The 16197-nt window shown below is 60.3% G+C and carries 12 protein-coding genes and 1 riboswitch; of the genes, 11 read left to right on the top strand and 1 reads right to left on the bottom strand.

Going from position 1 to position 16197, the window contains the following annotated elements:
- Nucleotides 1-302: 302 nt before the first annotated feature.
- The 4 genes from lon to IP76_RS15100 all read left to right on the top strand — a co-directional run bounded on the left by lon (nucleotide 303) and on the right by IP76_RS15100 (nucleotide 6812).
- On the top strand, nucleotides 303-2720 hold the full coding sequence (gene lon, locus IP76_RS15115) for an endopeptidase La (protein WP_054159054.1): 2418 nt from the start codon (nucleotides 303-305) through the stop codon (nucleotides 2718-2720).
- Nucleotides 2721-2926: 206 nt separating this feature from the next.
- Nucleotides 2927-3202 carry a DNA-binding protein HupB gene (gene hupB / locus IP76_RS15110; RefSeq protein ID WP_006727558.1) on the top strand — a complete coding sequence of 92 codons (276 nt, stop codon included), beginning with the start codon at nucleotides 2927-2929 and terminating at the stop codon, nucleotides 3200-3202.
- Nucleotides 3203-3340: 138 nt separating this feature from the next.
- Nucleotides 3341-3492: riboswitch (FMN riboswitch) on the top strand.
- A gap of 123 nt (nucleotides 3493-3615) precedes the next feature.
- Complete coding sequence (locus IP76_RS15105) at nucleotides 3616-4515, top strand: DMT family transporter (RefSeq protein ID WP_054159053.1); 900 nt, start codon at nucleotides 3616-3618, stop codon at nucleotides 4513-4515.
- Between the two features lie 98 nt (nucleotides 4516-4613).
- Nucleotides 4614-6812 (top strand): esterase-like activity of phytase family protein, encoded by a 2199-nt coding sequence (locus IP76_RS15100; protein WP_054159052.1) that lies wholly within the window; start codon nucleotides 4614-4616, stop codon nucleotides 6810-6812.
- 81 nt (nucleotides 6813-6893) lie between these two features.
- Here the strand turns inward: IP76_RS15100 and IP76_RS15095 are convergent, their stop codons facing one another.
- Nucleotides 6894-7880, bottom strand: a complete 987-nt coding sequence (locus tag IP76_RS15095) for an aldo/keto reductase (RefSeq protein ID WP_054159051.1) — start codon at nucleotides 7878-7880, stop codon at nucleotides 6894-6896.
- A gap of 122 nt (nucleotides 7881-8002) precedes the next feature.
- Between IP76_RS15095 and IP76_RS22855 the strand changes: the two genes are divergently transcribed.
- From IP76_RS22855 to IP76_RS15065, 7 genes are all read left to right on the top strand, one after another.
- A complete protein-coding gene (locus IP76_RS22855) occupies nucleotides 8003-8167 on the top strand; it encodes a DUF2256 domain-containing protein (protein WP_082352555.1) in 165 nt (54 codons plus the stop codon).
- Nucleotides 8168-8207: 40 nt separating this feature from the next.
- The gene (locus IP76_RS15090; RefSeq protein ID WP_054159050.1) at nucleotides 8208-9527 is read left to right on the top strand and encodes an MFS transporter; all 1320 of its coding nucleotides are present in this window, start codon (nucleotides 8208-8210) and stop codon (nucleotides 9525-9527) included.
- Nucleotides 9528-9716: 189 nt separating this feature from the next.
- Nucleotides 9717-11033 (top strand): UDP-glucose/GDP-mannose dehydrogenase family protein, encoded by a 1317-nt coding sequence (locus IP76_RS15085; protein WP_054159049.1) that lies wholly within the window; start codon nucleotides 9717-9719, stop codon nucleotides 11031-11033.
- Between the two features lie 2 nt (nucleotides 11034-11035).
- Nucleotides 11036-12055, top strand: coding sequence for an NAD-dependent epimerase/dehydratase family protein (locus IP76_RS15080; RefSeq protein WP_054159048.1), 1020 nt, complete (start codon nucleotides 11036-11038; stop codon nucleotides 12053-12055).
- Nucleotides 12056-12173: 118 nt separating this feature from the next.
- Nucleotides 12174-12941, top strand: a complete 768-nt coding sequence (locus tag IP76_RS15075; protein WP_082352554.1) for a GntR family transcriptional regulator — start codon at nucleotides 12174-12176, stop codon at nucleotides 12939-12941.
- 121 nt (nucleotides 12942-13062) lie between these two features.
- Nucleotides 13063-13965 (top strand): dihydrodipicolinate synthase family protein, encoded by a 903-nt coding sequence (locus IP76_RS15070; protein WP_054159047.1) that lies wholly within the window; start codon nucleotides 13063-13065, stop codon nucleotides 13963-13965.
- A 233-nt stretch (nucleotides 13966-14198) separates the two neighbouring features.
- The gene (locus tag IP76_RS15065; protein ID WP_054159046.1) at nucleotides 14199-16100 is read left to right on the top strand and encodes a hypothetical protein; all 1902 of its coding nucleotides are present in this window, start codon (nucleotides 14199-14201) and stop codon (nucleotides 16098-16100) included.
- Nucleotides 16101-16197: the final 97 nt, after the last annotated feature.

The raw sequence follows: 16197 nt of genomic DNA, 5'->3' as shown, positions 1-16197 counted from the left end.
ATAGGAATGGGTGATGCGCTGTATTGCGTTCGCAGCTGCCCGACGAGCCGATCCGGTTTTTGCCTTGATGCGCCTCGTCCCCGTCTTTCACGCGTAGACGCGCATGGTTCGGTTCAGCTTGGGCAGGTAGCATGTTGCGATGTGCCGTCCTTGGCTGCCTTTGCCGAATCGCCGGCATTTCGGCTGGCAGGGTTGAATTGCAGTGTTCGAAACGCCACTTGAGGGTGGAGCAAGAATATGCCTGACGCCTTTGAGGGTCGGCATCAAATCCCGGGAAGTCGGGATGTTCGAAAGGAAGTGAAATGTCGAATACGTCTGCAGCAAATGAGGTCGCCACCTATCCGGTGCTGCCTCTGCGCGACATCGTGGTGTTTCCGCACATGATCGTCCCACTGTTTGTCGGTCGTGAGAAGTCCATCCGCGCTCTGGAAGAGGTGATGGGCTCCGACAAGCAGATCATGCTGGCCACCCAGATCAATGCGAGCGACGATGACCCGGCGCCGAATGCCATCTATGAAGTCGGTACGGTGGCGAATGTTTTGCAACTGCTGAAGCTGCCCGATGGAACCGTCAAGGTTCTGATCGAAGGCCGTGCGCGCGCCCGCATCGACCAGTATACCGGTCGCGAGGACTACTATGAGGCCTCCGCCCGCATTCTCGACGAGCCGTCAGAAGACCCGGTCGAAATAGAGGCGCTGTCGCGCTCCGTGGTTTCGGAGTTCGAAAACTACGTCAAGCTGAACAAGAAGATCTCTCCGGAAGTCGTCGGCGCTGCAAGCCAGATCGAGGACTATTCCAAGCTTGCCGATACGGTTGCCTCGCATCTCTCCATCAAGATCACCGAAAAGCAGGAAATGCTGGAAACGGTGAGCGTGAAGACGCGCCTTGAAAAGGCGCTCGGCTTCATGGAGGGCGAGATCTCGGTTCTTCAGGTCGAAAAGCGCATCCGCTCGCGCGTCAAGCGCCAGATGGAGAAGACCCAGCGCGAATATTACCTCAACGAACAGATGAAGGCGATCCAGAAGGAACTCGGCGACGGCGAAGATGGCCGCGACGAGATGGCTGAGCTGGAAGAGCGCATTGCCAAGACCAAGCTTTCGAAGGAAGCCAAGGAAAAGGCCGATGCCGAGCTGAAGAAGCTGCGCCATATGAGCCCGATGTCGGCGGAAGCCACTGTCGTGCGCAACTATCTCGACTGGCTGCTCGGTCTGCCCTGGGGCAAGAAGTCCAAGGTCAAGATCGACCTGAACGCTGCCGAGAAGATTCTCGATGAGGACCACTTCGGCCTCGACAAGGTCAAGGAGCGCATCGTCGAATATCTCGCCGTCCAGGCGCGTGCGACCAAGATCAAGGGGCCGATCCTGTGCCTCGTCGGCCCTCCGGGCGTCGGCAAGACCTCGCTTGCAAAGTCGATCGCCAAGGCGACCGGCCGCGAATATGTTCGCATGGCGCTGGGTGGCGTTCGTGACGAAGCGGAAATCCGCGGTCACCGCCGGACCTATATCGGCTCTATGCCCGGCAAGATCGTGCAGTCGATGAAGAAGGCGAAGAAGTCCAACCCGCTCTTCCTGCTCGACGAGATCGACAAGCTGGGCCAGGACTATCGCGGCGATCCGTCCTCTGCGCTGCTCGAGGTGCTGGATCCGGAACAGAACTCGACCTTCATGGATCACTATCTTGAAGTCGAATATGACCTGTCCAACGTGATGTTCGTAACCACGGCCAATACGCTGAACATCCCGGGTCCGCTGATGGACCGCATGGAGATCATTCGCATCGCCGGTTACACCGAGGATGAGAAGCTCGAGATCGCCAAGCGCCATCTTCTGCCCAAGGCAATCAAGGAACATGCCCTGCGGCCCGAGGAATTCTCGGTCACCGACAAGGCGATCCTGATGGTCATTCAGCAGTACACCCGCGAAGCCGGTGTTCGCTCGTTCGAACGCGAACTGATGAAACTCGCCCGTAAGGCGGTCACCGAGATCATCAAGGGCAAGGTCAAGGCTGTCGAGGTCACGGAAAAGAATATTTCCGACTTCCTCGGCGTCCCGCGCTTCCGCCACGGTGAAGCCGAGGGCGAGGACCAGATCGGCGTTGTTACGGGCCTAGCCTGGACCGAAGTCGGTGGCGAGCTTCTGACCATCGAAGGCGTGATGATGCCGGGCAAGGGCCGCATGACGGTCACCGGCAACCTGAAGGAAGTGATGAAGGAATCGATCTCTGCGGCGGCATCCTATGTCCGCTCGCGTGCTGTCGATTTCGGCATCGAGCCTCCGCGCTTCGACAAGTCGGATATCCACGTACACGTGCCGGAAGGCGCTACGCCGAAGGATGGCCCGTCGGCTGGTGTAGCGATGGCCACCGCCATCGTGTCGATCATGACCGGCATTCCGGTCAACAAGGACGTTGCCATGACGGGTGAAATCACCCTGCGCGGCCGTGTCCTGCCCATCGGCGGCCTGAAGGAAAAACTGCTTGCAGCGCTTCGCGGCGGCATCAAGAAGGTTCTGATCCCGGAAGAGAACGCCAAAGATCTGGCGGACATTCCGGACAACGTGAAGAACAATCTTGAGATCGTCCCGGTGTCGCGAATGGGCGAGGTCATCCGCCACGCGCTGCAGCGAGTGCCGGATCCGATCGAGTGGGACGGTACTGTCGAGACGCCTGCCATCGGCACGGTGGAATCGGCAGACGAGAATGGCGTGACCATCGCGCATTGATGCTTTTTGGCACCGCCAAGGTGTCGAAGGGTTAAAAATCGAAAGAAGACTGGCAATTTTGCCAGTCTTTTTTTGTGAAAACACGCTTAAACGGCTTGTTTTCCGGGGCTTTCGAGTGCTTTTGAGTTGCGTAGGGCAGAAGCATTCGTATTCTCCGCCCGACTTAGTCATTGAGTCGTTTCATACCAATCAGAAAGGGTGGAAACATGAACAAGAACGAACTCGTATCCGCGGTCGCCGAGAAGGCTGGCCTGACCAAGGCCGATGCGGCCTCTGCCGTCGACGCCGTTTTTGAAACGGTCCAGGCCGAGCTGAAGAACGGCGGCGACATTCGCCTGGCCGGTTTCGGCGCCTTCACCGTCGCCCGTCGCGAAGCTTCCAAGGGCCGTAATCCTTCGACCGGCGCTGAAGTCGATATCCCCGCTCGTAACGTTCCGAAGTTCACGGCCGGCAAGGGCCTGAAGGACGCTGTCAACAGCTGATCGGTCGCGTTCGTCGCCACCCACGGTGCGACGCTCAGCTGACAACAGTTTAAGCCCGGCCTCGTGCCGGGCTTTCTTTTTGTCGATCTTGCGCTGCAGCAAAACCTGTCCTAGTCTTCTGCCTGCCGGCTTAGCGGCAATCGTTCTCAGGGCGGGGTGAAACTCCCCACCGGCGGTATGGGGTTTCTGCCTCGAGCCCGCGAGCGCCTGCTCCACCCAGTGGAGAAGGGTCAGCAGATCCGGTGTGATGCCGGAGCCGACGGTCATAGTCCGGATGAAAGAGAATGAGGTCAAAGCTGTTTGTCCTTTCCCAAGGGGAGGGGGCTTACGCTGCGCAAGAACCTGTGCCCCGCGGTCTGGTCTTGTCCTCATCTGTCCTGATTTATGTTGGTCCTTTGATGTAGGAAACACGCATGAATCAGAGCTCCGTTTCGCTCTTGCGCTCCCGGGCCGTTATTGGCGCCGGTTTCATGGTACTCGCGGGCATCGCCTTTGCCGGGCTCAATGTGGTCACTCAGTGGCTCGCGATGACCCTCGGCTTTCCGCCGGCTTCGACCGCTTTCTGGCAATATGGCTTTGCCCTCGTCCTTTCGCTGCCCTTGCTCTATCGTCTCGGCTTGCGCGCCATGCGCACCGCCTATCCTATGCGCCACCTGATCCGTGTCCTGCTGGCCGCTTTCGGCGTGCAGGCCTGGGTCATGGGGCTGGCGACCGTTCCGATCTGGCAAGCCATCGCCCTTGTCATGACCTCGCCCTTCTTCATCATTGTGGGTGCCCGTCTGTTTCTCGGAGAGACGGTCGGTCGCGACCGGTGGTTCGCCACGCTGACTGGCTTCATCGGGGCGATGATCATTCTCCAGCCCTGGTCCGACGCCTTCACGTATCAGGCCTTGCTGCCGGTTCTCTCGGCGCTTCTGTGGGGCGGCTCTTCGCTGATCATGAAGAACCTGACGCATTACGAGGCGCCGGAAACGGTAACCGTCTGGTTGCTTGTGCTCCTCACGCCGATCAATGCCGGACTGGCGGTGGCCGGCGGCTTTGAAGTGCCGCATGGTCTGGCGCTGTGGCTCCTGCTCACTGCCGGACTTCTGACGGCGATTGGCCAATATCTGCTGACGCTTGCCTATAATGCAGCGGATGCGGCTTACGTGCAGCCTTTCGACGACCTGAAGCTGCCGCTCAATGTTCTGGCTGGCTGGCTGGTCTTCGGCTATGCGCCAAGTGGGTATCTGTGGATCGGTGCACTGCTGATCCTCGGCGCCTCCTTGTTTCTGATGCTGCGGGAGGCCCGCAGGGAGACGGCGGCCGAATAATAAACGCTGTTTGGGGGGCGTTCGGGAAACTGTCATCCGACTGTCATCGGACTGCCTCAAAAGCCTCCTGTTCTATTTTGGATTTTGGAGGTTTTCAGATGACCCATGGTCTTTCTCGCGTCGCCCTGACGGCGGCGCTCTTCGCTTCGGTCTCCCTTCCTGCTGCCGCTGAACAGGTCTTCAACCGCATCGCCACGTTCCCGGTCGCCACCAATCTGCCAGCCGACAAGGACAAGCTGACGACGACATCCGCCGAGATCGTCACGGCTTCGGAAGATGGCAACACGCTGATCTATTCAGACAGCCCGCTCGGTGCCATCGGCTTCGTCGACATCACAGACGCCAAGGCGCCGAAGGCTGCCGGCGCTCTCATGATGGGCGGAGAGCCGACATCGGTTGCCGTCGCCGGCGGCAAGGCGCTGGTCGGCGTCAACACCTCCGAGAGCTTCACCAACCCGTCGGGCAAGCTTGCCATGGTCGATATCGCCACCAAGGCTGTCGACGCCACCTGCGATATTGGCGGCCAGCCGGACTCCGTGGCCGTCGCGAAGGACAAGTCTTTTGTCGCCATTGCTATCGAGAACGAACGCGATGAAGACGTCAACGACGGCGCCATTCCGCAGATGCCGGCCGGTGATCTCGTCATCCTGCCGCTCGCCGACGGCGTTGCCGACTGCGGATCGATGAAGCGTGTGGCACTCACGGGCATCGCTGAAGTCGGTGCGGATGATCCGGAGCCTGAATTCGTCGCAATCAACAGCCTCGGCGAAATCGCCGTGACGCTACAGGAAAACAACCACATTGCGATCATCGACGGCAAAACCGGCGAAGTGAAGTCGCATTTCTCCGCAGGCACGGTCGACCTCGCAGGCATCGACACCAAGTCCGAAGGTGCTCTGTCCTTTACCGGCAAGAAGGATGGCGTGCTGCGCGAGCCGGACGCCGTAAAGTGGCTGGATGACAACCGCCTGGTTGTTGCGAATGAGGGGGACTGGAACGGCGGTTCGCGCGGTTTCACCATCTTCGACAAGACCGGCAAGGTCTCGTACGAATCGGGCGCGTCTCTGGAACAGGAAATTGCCCGTATCGGCCATTTCCCTGACAAGCGCGCCAAGTCGAAGGGTATCGAGCCAGAAGGCCTGGAGGCCGCAACATTCGGCGACCAGCCGTATTTCTTCGTGCTTGCCGAACGGTCCTCGATCGCCGCTGTCTACAAGGATACAGGCGCTGAGCCCGTACTTTCGCAACTGTTGCCGTCGGGCATTTCGCCAGAAGGTGCGGTCGCCATCCCGTCGCGCAACCTGCTCGTCACCGCCAATGAGGTTGACCTCGGCGAAGATGGCGGCCCGCGGTCGCATATCATGCTCTATGAGCTGGGCGAGGGAACGCCGGCCTATCCGATGCTGCAGTCTGCCATGGTAGACGGCGCACCGATCGGTTGGGGCGCTCTGTCCGGTCTGGTCGGCGACGCCGAAAAGGCAGGCCAGCTCTACGCCGTCAACGACAGCTTCTATGCGATGCAGCCGACGATCTTCACGATCGATGCGACGCAGAAGCCGGCAGCGATCACATCTGCTCTCCCGATCCCCCGTGGCGGTGCTGCGGCTCAGAAACTCGACATCGAAGGCATCACGCTGGATGGCAAGGGCGGCTTCTGGCTCGCTTCGGAAGGCGATGCCGCAAAGCTCGTCGGCCATGGTCTCTACAACGTGGACGCCAAGGGTGAGATCAAGGCAGAGATCGGTTTCCCGACCGAGCTCCTGGCTGGCCAGACGCGCTTCGGCCTCGAAGGCATCACCTCGGTCGGCGAGGGCGATGACATGACGCTGTGGATGGCCGTGCAGCGCGAATGGGGTGATGATGAGAAGGGCTCGGTGAAGCTCCTTTCCTACAATCCGAAGTCCAAGGAATGGGGCGGCGTGCGCTATCCGCTCGAAAAGGCTGACGCGGGGTGGGTCGGTCTCTCCGAGATCACGGCCCATGGCGATCATGTCTACATCGTCGAGCGTGATAACCAGGTGGGCGACAATGCCAAGCTGAAGAAGCTCTACCGCGTCGCCATCGCAGACCTGAAGCCCGCCAAGATCGGCGAAGAGCTGCCGCTCGTTGCCAAGCAAGAGGTCCATGACTTCATTCCGGACCTGAAGGCCGCCACCAACGGTTATGTTGTCGATAAGCTCGAAGGCTTCGCCTTCGATGCAGGCGGCAAGGCCTTTGCCGTGACGGACAATGACGGTGTCGACGACAGTTCTGGCGAGACCCTCTTCTGGGAAGTGAACCTGAATGCCACCAACTGAGTGGCGTAGAGGTATCGTACACGAGAGAGGCCGGGTGAGGGATCACCCGGCCTCTTTTCTATCTCAATGCCTGTTCCAGACTTACCACCGGTGATGGACATGCGGTGCGATGAGGCGCTCGTAGACCTCGCGCGACGCTGCCATGACGTCTGCAGAGAGTGCCGCCATATCCGAAGCGGCGGCATTCGCCTTCGCCTGTTCGCCATTGCGGGCGCCGGGAATAACCACCGTGACGGCGTCATGCATCAGGATCCAGCGAAGCGCGAACTGCGCCATGGAGGCGCCTGATGGCACCAGCTTGCGGATTTCTTCGACGGCTGCGAGCCCCGTTTCGAAGGGCACGCCGGCAAAGGTCTCACCCACGTCGAAGGCCTCGCCATTGCGGTTGAAGTTCCGGTGGTCTTCGGCAGCAAACTGCGTCTGTGCCGTGATCTTGCCCGAGAGCAGGCCGCTTGCCAGGGGCACACGGGCAATCACCGCCACATTGCGGCGTTTGGCTTCCTGGAAGAACAGGGCCGCCGGGCGTTGGCGGAACATGTTGAAGATGATCTGGACGCTGGTAACGCCCGGATATTCGATGGCTTTGAGCGCTTCCTCGACCTTTTCGACCGACACGCCATAATACTTGATCTTGCCGGCCTTGCGGATCTCCTCCAACCCCTCGAACATCTCCTGACGGTAGTAGACATCGGTTGGCGGGCAATGCAGCTGAACGAGATCCAGGCTGTCGATCTCAAGGTTTTTCAGAGACCGATCGATGAAAGCCTCAATGTTGGCCTTGGTGTAGCCATCGACCACATGCGGGTTCAAGCGTCGACCGGCCTTGGAGGCGACCATTGGGCGCTCACCGCCCCGGGCCTTCAAAACGTCGGCGATGATCCGCTCGGATCGCCCGTCGCCATAGACGTCGGCCGTGTCGATGAAAGTCATGCCGGCGTCGAGCGCGGCATTGAGTGCTGCGCGGCCGTCGGCCTCCGACACTTCGCCCCACGAACCGCCGATCTGCCAGGCACCGAAGCCGATGTCGCTGACCGTGAACTCGGTTCGGCCAAAAGAATGTGTTCTCATCTCGTCTCTCCCTTGAAGTGGCTTTCGAGCTAGCAAGTGGAGCGCTGGGAAACAAGCTTCAACCGTTGTGATCCAGTCAGCCGGGTTTTGCGAAGAAGAAGGAAACATCTCGGAGCAACGCCATGGCCAAAATGATCCGCAAGGGGGATCTTCCGACGAAGACCTGTCCGACCTGTACTAGGCCGTTTGCCTGGCGCAAGAAGTGGGAACGGGATTGGGCGAATGTGATCTATTGCTCAGAGCGCTGCCGCCGAGAGGCGAAAACCGGGGCGACGCGCAAAGCGTAATGCTGATCAGTTCTTGTTCGGCTGACCCAATGGAAAATCCATGACCGATACCGCGCCCACCACCAGCCGTCTCCTGTTCTATGCCCTGCCGGCCCTGCCGCTGGCGGCGATCGCGCTGCCTTTCTACATCGTTGTTCCGACCTTTTATGCTGACAATTTCGGCATTTCGCTTGCGGCGATTGGCGGTCTGCTTCTCGCCATCCGGCTGCTGGATGCCGTCACCGATCCGCTGTTCGGCTGGCTGTCAGACCGGGTGCGGTCTGGCTTCGGGCGGCGGCGCTTCTTCTTTCTCATCTCAACGCCGCTGACGGCGCTGTCGGCCTTCATGCTGTTCTGGCCGCCCTCCGATGCCGGGATTGTCTATCTCGCCATCTGGGGTGTCGCCCTGTCGATCGGATCCACATGGTCGCTTTTGCCCTACACGGCCTGGGGCGCAGAAATGGCAACAGGCTATCAGGATCGCGTTCGGCTCTCTGGCTGGCGCGAGGGGGCGACGCTGGTGGGCTCGCTGCTCGCGATCACGCTGCCCTTTGCCGGCGGTATCGACACGGCCTCCGGTTTCCATGGTCTCGCCTGGCTCGCCGTCCTGATTGCGGTTGCATTGCCGGTGTCAGCACTTGTCGCCGTCTGGCGTGTCCCCGAACCCGTCGACCTCACCAAGCGTCAGCTCTCGATCGGCGAGGGCATCCGACATCTCGGTCGCAACAAGCCGTTCCTGCGGCTTGTGGCAGCCTTTCTGCTCAACAGTTTCGCCAATGCTGTTCCGGCGTCGCTCTTCCTTTATTTCGTCGGCCAGCGGCTCGGTCGTCCCGATTTGCAGGGGCTTTTGCTGTTCACCTATTTCCTCTGCGCCATCGCTGGTGTGCCACTCGCGGTTGCCATGGCCCGACGGGTCGGCAAGCATCGGGCCTGGTCCGTCGCCATGCTCGCCACCTGCCTCATCTTTTCCGTCGCTGGATTTCTCGGCGAGGGAGACGTGATCCCTTTTGCGATCGTCTGCGCGGCGACCGGCCTCCTGCTCGGATTTGACCTCACCTTGCCTGCCGCCATTCAGGCCGATGTGATCGACAATGATACGGCAACTTCGGGCGAGCAGCGGACCGGTCTCTATTTCGCGGCCTGGAGTTTCGTCACCAAGCTGTCAGTCGCACTTTCGGCGGGCATCGTCTTTCCCTTGCTGGACATCGCCGGCTTCGTCAGCAACCCGACGGCGGTGCAAACGCCGCAGGCCTTGACGGCTTTGTCCGGTCTTTATGCATGGTTGCCGATCCTGCCGAAGCTTGCCGCGGTTGCGATCATGTGGCGATTTTCGCTGGACGAGGCAGCCCATGCGCGGCTTCGCCAGGAACTCAGCCGTTGAGGACGCCGAATTCGCCTTTCACTTGACCTGAAAACGTCCCACAGCTAGCTGCTTCACCGGCGGTTTCAGTGAATTCTCTCGCTGGGACCTGCGCGAATTTAATCTTTGTCATGGCAGTGTCGTGGTTTGTGGTCCACGGATGAAGCGATGTGGCGCCCTTGGGCGCGCGTGAATTGAGATAGGTGTTGCATGCGCATTGTTATGATCGGCTCCGGCTATGTTGGCCTGGTTTCGGGAGCCTGCCTGGCGGATTTCGGCCATCAGGTGATCTGTGTGGACAAGTCGCAGGACAAGATCGACGCGCTGGAACGCGGCGAAGTGCCGATCTTCGAGCCGGGCCTGGACCAAATCATCGCGCATAACCGATCGGCCGGTCGCCTGAGCTTCTCACTCGACCTTCAGACGCCTGTCGCTGATGCCGATGTTGTCTTCATTGCCGTCGGCACGCCTTCGCGCCGCGGGGACGGTCATGCCGACCTTTCTTACGTATACGCGGCTGCCCGCGAGATAGCTGCAGCCGTCACGGGCTTTACTGTCGTCGTGACCAAATCCACCGTGCCTGTTGGCACCGGGGATGAGATCGAGCGCATCTTCCGCGAAGAGTTCCCGGACAAGGATATCGCCGTCGTCTCCAATCCGGAATTCCTCCGCGAGGGTGCCGCGATCACCGACTTCAAGCGCCCGGATCGCATTGTCATCGGCACCGATGAGGAGCGCGCCATATACATCATGCGCGAGGTCTACCGGCCGCTCTATCTCAACGAGGCACCGCTGTACTTCTGCGAACGCCGCACCTCCGAGCTGATCAAATATGCGGCCAATGCCTTCCTTGCCATGAAGATCACCTTCATCAACGAGGTCGCCGATCTCTGCGAGCAGCTTGGTGCCGACGTGCAGAAGGTCGCCAAGGGCATCGGCATGGACAAGCGCATCGGTGACAAGTTTCTGCACGCCGGTCCCGGCTATGGTGGCTCCTGCTTCCCGAAAGATACGCTGGCGCTGGTCAAGACCGCCCAGGATCACGACAGCCCGCTGCGCCTGATCGAGACCACGGTTGCGATCAACGACAACCGCAAGCGCGCCATGGGCCGCAAGGTCATCACGGCCTGCGGTGGGTCTGTGCGCGGCAAGAAGATCGCGCTTCTCGGGCTCACCTTCAAGCCGAACACCGACGACATGCGCGACGCGCCATCGATCACCATCGTCCAGGCCCTGCTCGATGGTGGCGCGGATGTGCATGTCTTCGACCCCGAGGGCATGGATGCGGCGAAGGCCGTGCTCGGCCCGGTCACCTACGGCGCTAACCCTTACGAGATTGCCACTGGCGCCGAAGCGATCGTCGTCATTACGGAATGGGACGAGTTCCGCGCACTCGACTTCCGCCGCCTGAAGGCCGACATGGCTGCGCCCGTGATCGTTGACCTGCGCAATATCTACAAGCCCGAGGAAATGGCCAAATACGGCTTTGAGCATTTCCCGATCGGCAAACGGAAGGTAGTAGCCTGACCATGCGTTACTTCGTCACCGGGACCGCTGGCTTCATTGGGTTTCACCTGGCTCGGCGGCTTCTCGCCGAGGGTCATGAGGTCACCGGTTTCGATGGTGTAACGCCGTATTATGACGTCAAGCTCAAGCATATGCGCCATGCGGCACTGTCACAGTATCCGGCTTTCCGGCCTGTCATTGCTATGCTGGAAGATCGGGCAGCGCTTGAAACGGCGATCGCCGAGTGCAAGCCTGACATTATCGTTCATCTCGCCGCCCAGGCCGGCGTGCGCTATAGCCTCGAAAACCCGCAATCCTATCTGAGCTCCAACGTGACGGGGTCGTGGAACATCATTGATCTGGCCGAGCGCCACAAGGTCAAGCATCTGATGCTCGCCTCGACCTCATCGATTTATGGCGCAAGTCCGACCGTTCCTTTTCGCGAGACGGACCGCACCGACGCGCCGTTGACGATCTATGCCGCGACCAAGAAGTCGATGGAGCTGATTGCCCACAGCCACGCCCATCTCTACAAGACGCCGACAACAGCCTTCCGTTTCTTCACGGTCTATGGCCCCTGGGGCCGGCCGGACATGGCGCTGTTCAAGTTCGTCGACCGGATGCTCAAGGACCAGCCAATCGAAATCTACGGCGAAGGCCAGATGAGCCGCGACTTCACCTATGTGGACGACCTTGTCGAAGCGATCCTTCGCTTGTCCGAGGTCATTCCCGGCGAGGATAACCGCGTGGCAGACGAGACGGTCGAGACGTTGTCGCACGAGGCTCCATTCCGCATCGTCAATATTGGCGGCGGTCAGCCAGAAAATCTGATGGACTTCGTCGAGATGGTGGAAAAGGTGCTCGGGCGGAAGGCAATCCGCCAGATGCTGCCGATGCAGAAGGGGGACGTGCCGCGCACCTTTGCAGCACCCGATCTGCTGCAGGCTTTGACCGGCTATGTGCCCGGGACCCGGCTGGAGGATGGTGTGAAGGCCTTCGTCGAGTGGTACTTAGAGGCGCGTGCGGAGTTGACGCCTAGCTGAGGTTCCAAATCCCAATTGCAACGAAGTCAGTTGCCGCCTTGACATTCCGGGTCTGACTTCGCTGTGTTGCCGCAGACTGGCGGCCGTGGCGGTCGCTCCAAAGACGAGGGATGACCGGATGACCGACGAGCGGCACGACAGCACAGGCGAGGCGAGCGGCGCGGATCACGCTCTGGGGGCAGGGGCCATCACGACCGAGGGTCCGCGGGTTCGCGGCTCCGGTGCCGAGACTGTCTACAAGGCGCTCCGTCAGGAAATCCTTGCCATGCAGCGTGCGCCCGGCAGTCCTTTGGATGAGACGAGGCTTTCGGATCATTTCGGCATGTCCCGCACGCCGATCAGGGAAGCCTTGCTGAGGCTCACTGCCGATGGTCTGGTCACCACCCTGCCCAATCGCAACACCATCGTGGCCACGATCGATTTTTCCACGCTGCCCACCTATTTCGAGGCGCTCTGCCTGATGTACCGTGTGACGACGCGCGGCGCCGCAAGCCGTCAGGGGGATGCCTTCATGGAGGCGATCACCGAGCGGCAGCGAGAGTTTTCCGATGCCGTTGAGGCGCAGGATGCCTTTGCCATGATCGAGGCCAATCGCGAGTTCCATGTTGCCATCGCCGAGCGCGCCGGTAATCCCTATTACATCAGCTTTTTTGCCCGCCTCCTCGACGAGGGACGGCGTATCCTACGGCTCTATTACTCGACATTCGACGACCGTCTGCCGCGCCGGTATGTCGAAGAGCATGAGGCAATGATCGCCGCCATCAGGGCTGGCGATGTGGCTGAGGCCGACCGGCTGGCGATTGCGCATGGCGAGCAGATCGTCCGCCAGATCCAGGATTACGTCGCACGCAATATCGAAAACGCCATCGCGTTTCCCGATCCCTGAAGCGGCGATCAGAACAAGCTTCGGAGGCGTTGCCCTGAGACTCACGGGCTAATCTGCCGCGCTCACTTGCTCTTGTCGACAAACTGTATATTATTCTTTTACCCAACAAGAGGAGCTTTCCATGACCACGGGCTGGCACGGCGTATTCCCCGCCGCAACAACACAATTTAACGAAGATCTCTCGATCGATTTTGACGCGACGCAGCGCGTGCTCGATGCCCTGGTCAATGACGGGGTAAACGGCCTGATCGTCATGGGTACCTGCGGTGAGAACAATTCGCTCGAGCCAGAAGAAAAGCGCAAGGTGCTGAAGGCAGCTGTCGAAGTCGTGAATGGCCGCGTGCCTGTCGTTACGGGCGTGTCGGAATTCGACACCCGCCGCGCCGCCGCTTATGCCCGCGACGCGGAAGAGATTGGTGCCGATGGCCTTATGGTTCTGCCGGCCATGGTCTATGTGCCGAAGCCGCATGAACTGGTTGCCCATTTCAAGACTGTGGCCGAGGCGACCGGTCTGCCAATCATGCTCTACAACAACCCGCCCGCCTACCGCGTCAACATCGGTTCGGACGTGCTCGAAGCGCTCGACGGCGTGAAGAACATCAAGGCGGTCAAGGAAAGTGCGCCCGATCCGCGTCGCTTCACCGACCTGATCAACGCCTTTGGCGATCGTTACGACCTCTTCGCCGGCCTCGATGACGTCGCGCTTGAAGGCATGATGCTCGGCGCCAAGGGCTGGGTCTCCGGCCTCACCAGTGCATTTCCGGCCGAATCGGTCGCACTGATCGCTGCCGCCGACCGTGGTGACTGGATCGAAGCGCGCCGCATTTATCGCTGGTTCATGCCGCTCCTGCATCTCGATGCCGAACACGACCTCGTTCAGTCAATCAAGCTGGCCGAGCAGATCATGGGCCGTGGCTCGGAGCGCGTCCGCATGCCGCGCATGCCGCTGGAAGGCGCCCGCCGCGCAGAAGTCACCGCCATGGTTGAGAAGGCCGCGGCAACCCGCCCGATCGGCCCGAAGTAAGCGGCGCCAACGAACCTGAAGTTCGGCCCGCGACCTCCCGGTCGTGGGCCTTTTCGTTTGTCGGATCGGCTGGAACAGGGGGAATCGTTCAGTGAGCGGCTCTCTGATCCATGGCTCCCCGACTTTTATAGGGTTCAAGCCTTCCGCCGCTTGCAATCGCATTGAGTGTTAACGGAAGCCTTGCCATGGAATGATCACAATTACGTTTCCTGCGAGCATCTGAGAGCATCCCGATGAAGACAAGCAATACCTGGCGAGCGCGGTTGCGCTATGAGTTCGACAAGAGCATGGCGGGCGGCGCAATCGCGCTGATCGGCTGGCTGGCGCTGATTTCCCTCGTGGTCATCAGCTTGGCCGGCGCCTTTCTCGCATTGACAGGCATTGCGCCTGAGGGCGGCGAGCCGGTGAGCTTCATCGAAGGCACCTGGGAATCGCTCATGCGCACCTTCGACGCCGGCACGATGGGCGGCGACCAGGGCTGGGGGTTCCGTCTTGTCGCGCTTGTGGTCACACTCGCCGGCATCTTCGTTTTCTCGGCCTTGATCGGTGTCATCAGCTCCGGCCTGGAAAACAAGCTCGACGAATTGCGTAAAGGTCGTTCCCGCGTGCTGGAAAGCGACCACACAATCATCCTGAACTGGTCCTCGTCGATCTTTGACGTCATTTCCGAACTGGTGATTGCCAACCAGAGCCGCAAGCGTCCGCGAATCGTCATCATGGCGAACAAGGACAAGGTGGAGATGGAAGACGAGATTGCCACCAAGGTGGGAGATCTGAAGAACACCAAGATCATCTGCCGCAGTGGCGATCCCACCGATCTCTACGACCTCGCCATCGTGAATCCGCACACCTCACGATCGATCATCGTCCTGTCGCCGGAGGACGAAGATCCCGATTCGCAAGTCATCAAGTCGGTACTGGCCCTGGTCAACGATCCGAGCCGCCGCCCAGAGCCGTACATGATCGCGGCCGAAATCCGCGAAGCGCAGAACACCGAAGTCGCCCGAATCGTGGGCGGCAAGGAAATGCAGCTCGTGCTCGCGGATGATTTGATTTCCCGAATCGTCGTCCACACCAGCCGCCAGTCGGGCCTGTCGGCGGTCTACACCGAACTTCTCGATTTCGATGGCTGCGAGATCTACACGCTGGCCCAGCCGCAGCTGGAGGGCAAACCTTTCGGCACGGCAGTCATGTCCTACGACTCAAGTACGCTGATTGGGCTTTGCGATGTCGAAGGTCGCATCCATCTCAATCCGTCGCCGAATCGTATCGTCGGCCCCGGCGAACGCCTCGTCATCATCGCGGAGGATGATGCCTCGATCCAGGTCTGGTCCGGCGCCCCGCAGATCGCGCAAAATGCTGTTCGCCCGCCGGTCAAGCGCGGTGCCCAGCCAGAAAGAACTCTCATCCTGGGCTGGAACCGCCGTGGGCCGGTTATTGCAACGGAACTCGGCCGCTATGTCGCCCCGGGCTCGCTTCTGACGATTGCTGCCAATACCCCGGAGTTTGAAGCGGAGGTGGCCGGCCTGTTGCTGCCCAACGACCACATGGCCGTCCAGCACCATGTGATCGACACGAGCAGCAAGGTGGCGCTGGAGGCGCTCGACATTCCTTCCTATGACCATGTGCTGGTGCTCGGTTACAGCGACCACATGAGCATGCAATCGGCTGACACGCGGACGCTGATTACGCTCCTGCATCTGCGCAAGATTGCCGAAAATGCCGGCCTGCATATCAATGTGGTCAGTGAAATGACCGATGTCCGCAACCGCGAACTGGCAGAAGTGACCCGAGCCGACGATTTCGTCGTCAGCAACAAGCTGGTCAGCCTGATGCTGGCCCAGGCTTCGGAAAACGAGTTCATGGCAGCGATCTTCGCCGAGCTTCTCGACGAGGAGGGATCGGAAATCTACATGCGCCCGATGAGCGACTATGTGGCAATTGACCAGCCGGTGAACTTTTTCACCGTGGCCCTCTCGGCGCTGCGCCGTGGCGAAATCGCCATCGGCTACCGCCGCCAGCGTGCCACTGACCAGGACCTGCGCAATCTCGGCGGCGTGACGGTCAATCCGAACCGCTCTGAGCTGCTGACCTATACGGCGGAAGACATGGTGATCGTGCTGGCGGCCGATTAAGAGCGGGCATTAAAATTGAAATCAGGGGACGGGCGGGGCCAAACGGTTCTGCCCGTTCTGCATTCTGGCGTATAAGACACACGCAGAGCGGATCAGT

Source organism: Rhizobium sp. AAP43 (assembly GCF_001296045.1).
In the GTDB taxonomy this organism is placed as follows: domain Bacteria; phylum Pseudomonadota; class Alphaproteobacteria; order Rhizobiales; family Rhizobiaceae; genus Allorhizobium.
This window is presented reverse-complemented; position numbering and strand designations above follow the sequence as displayed.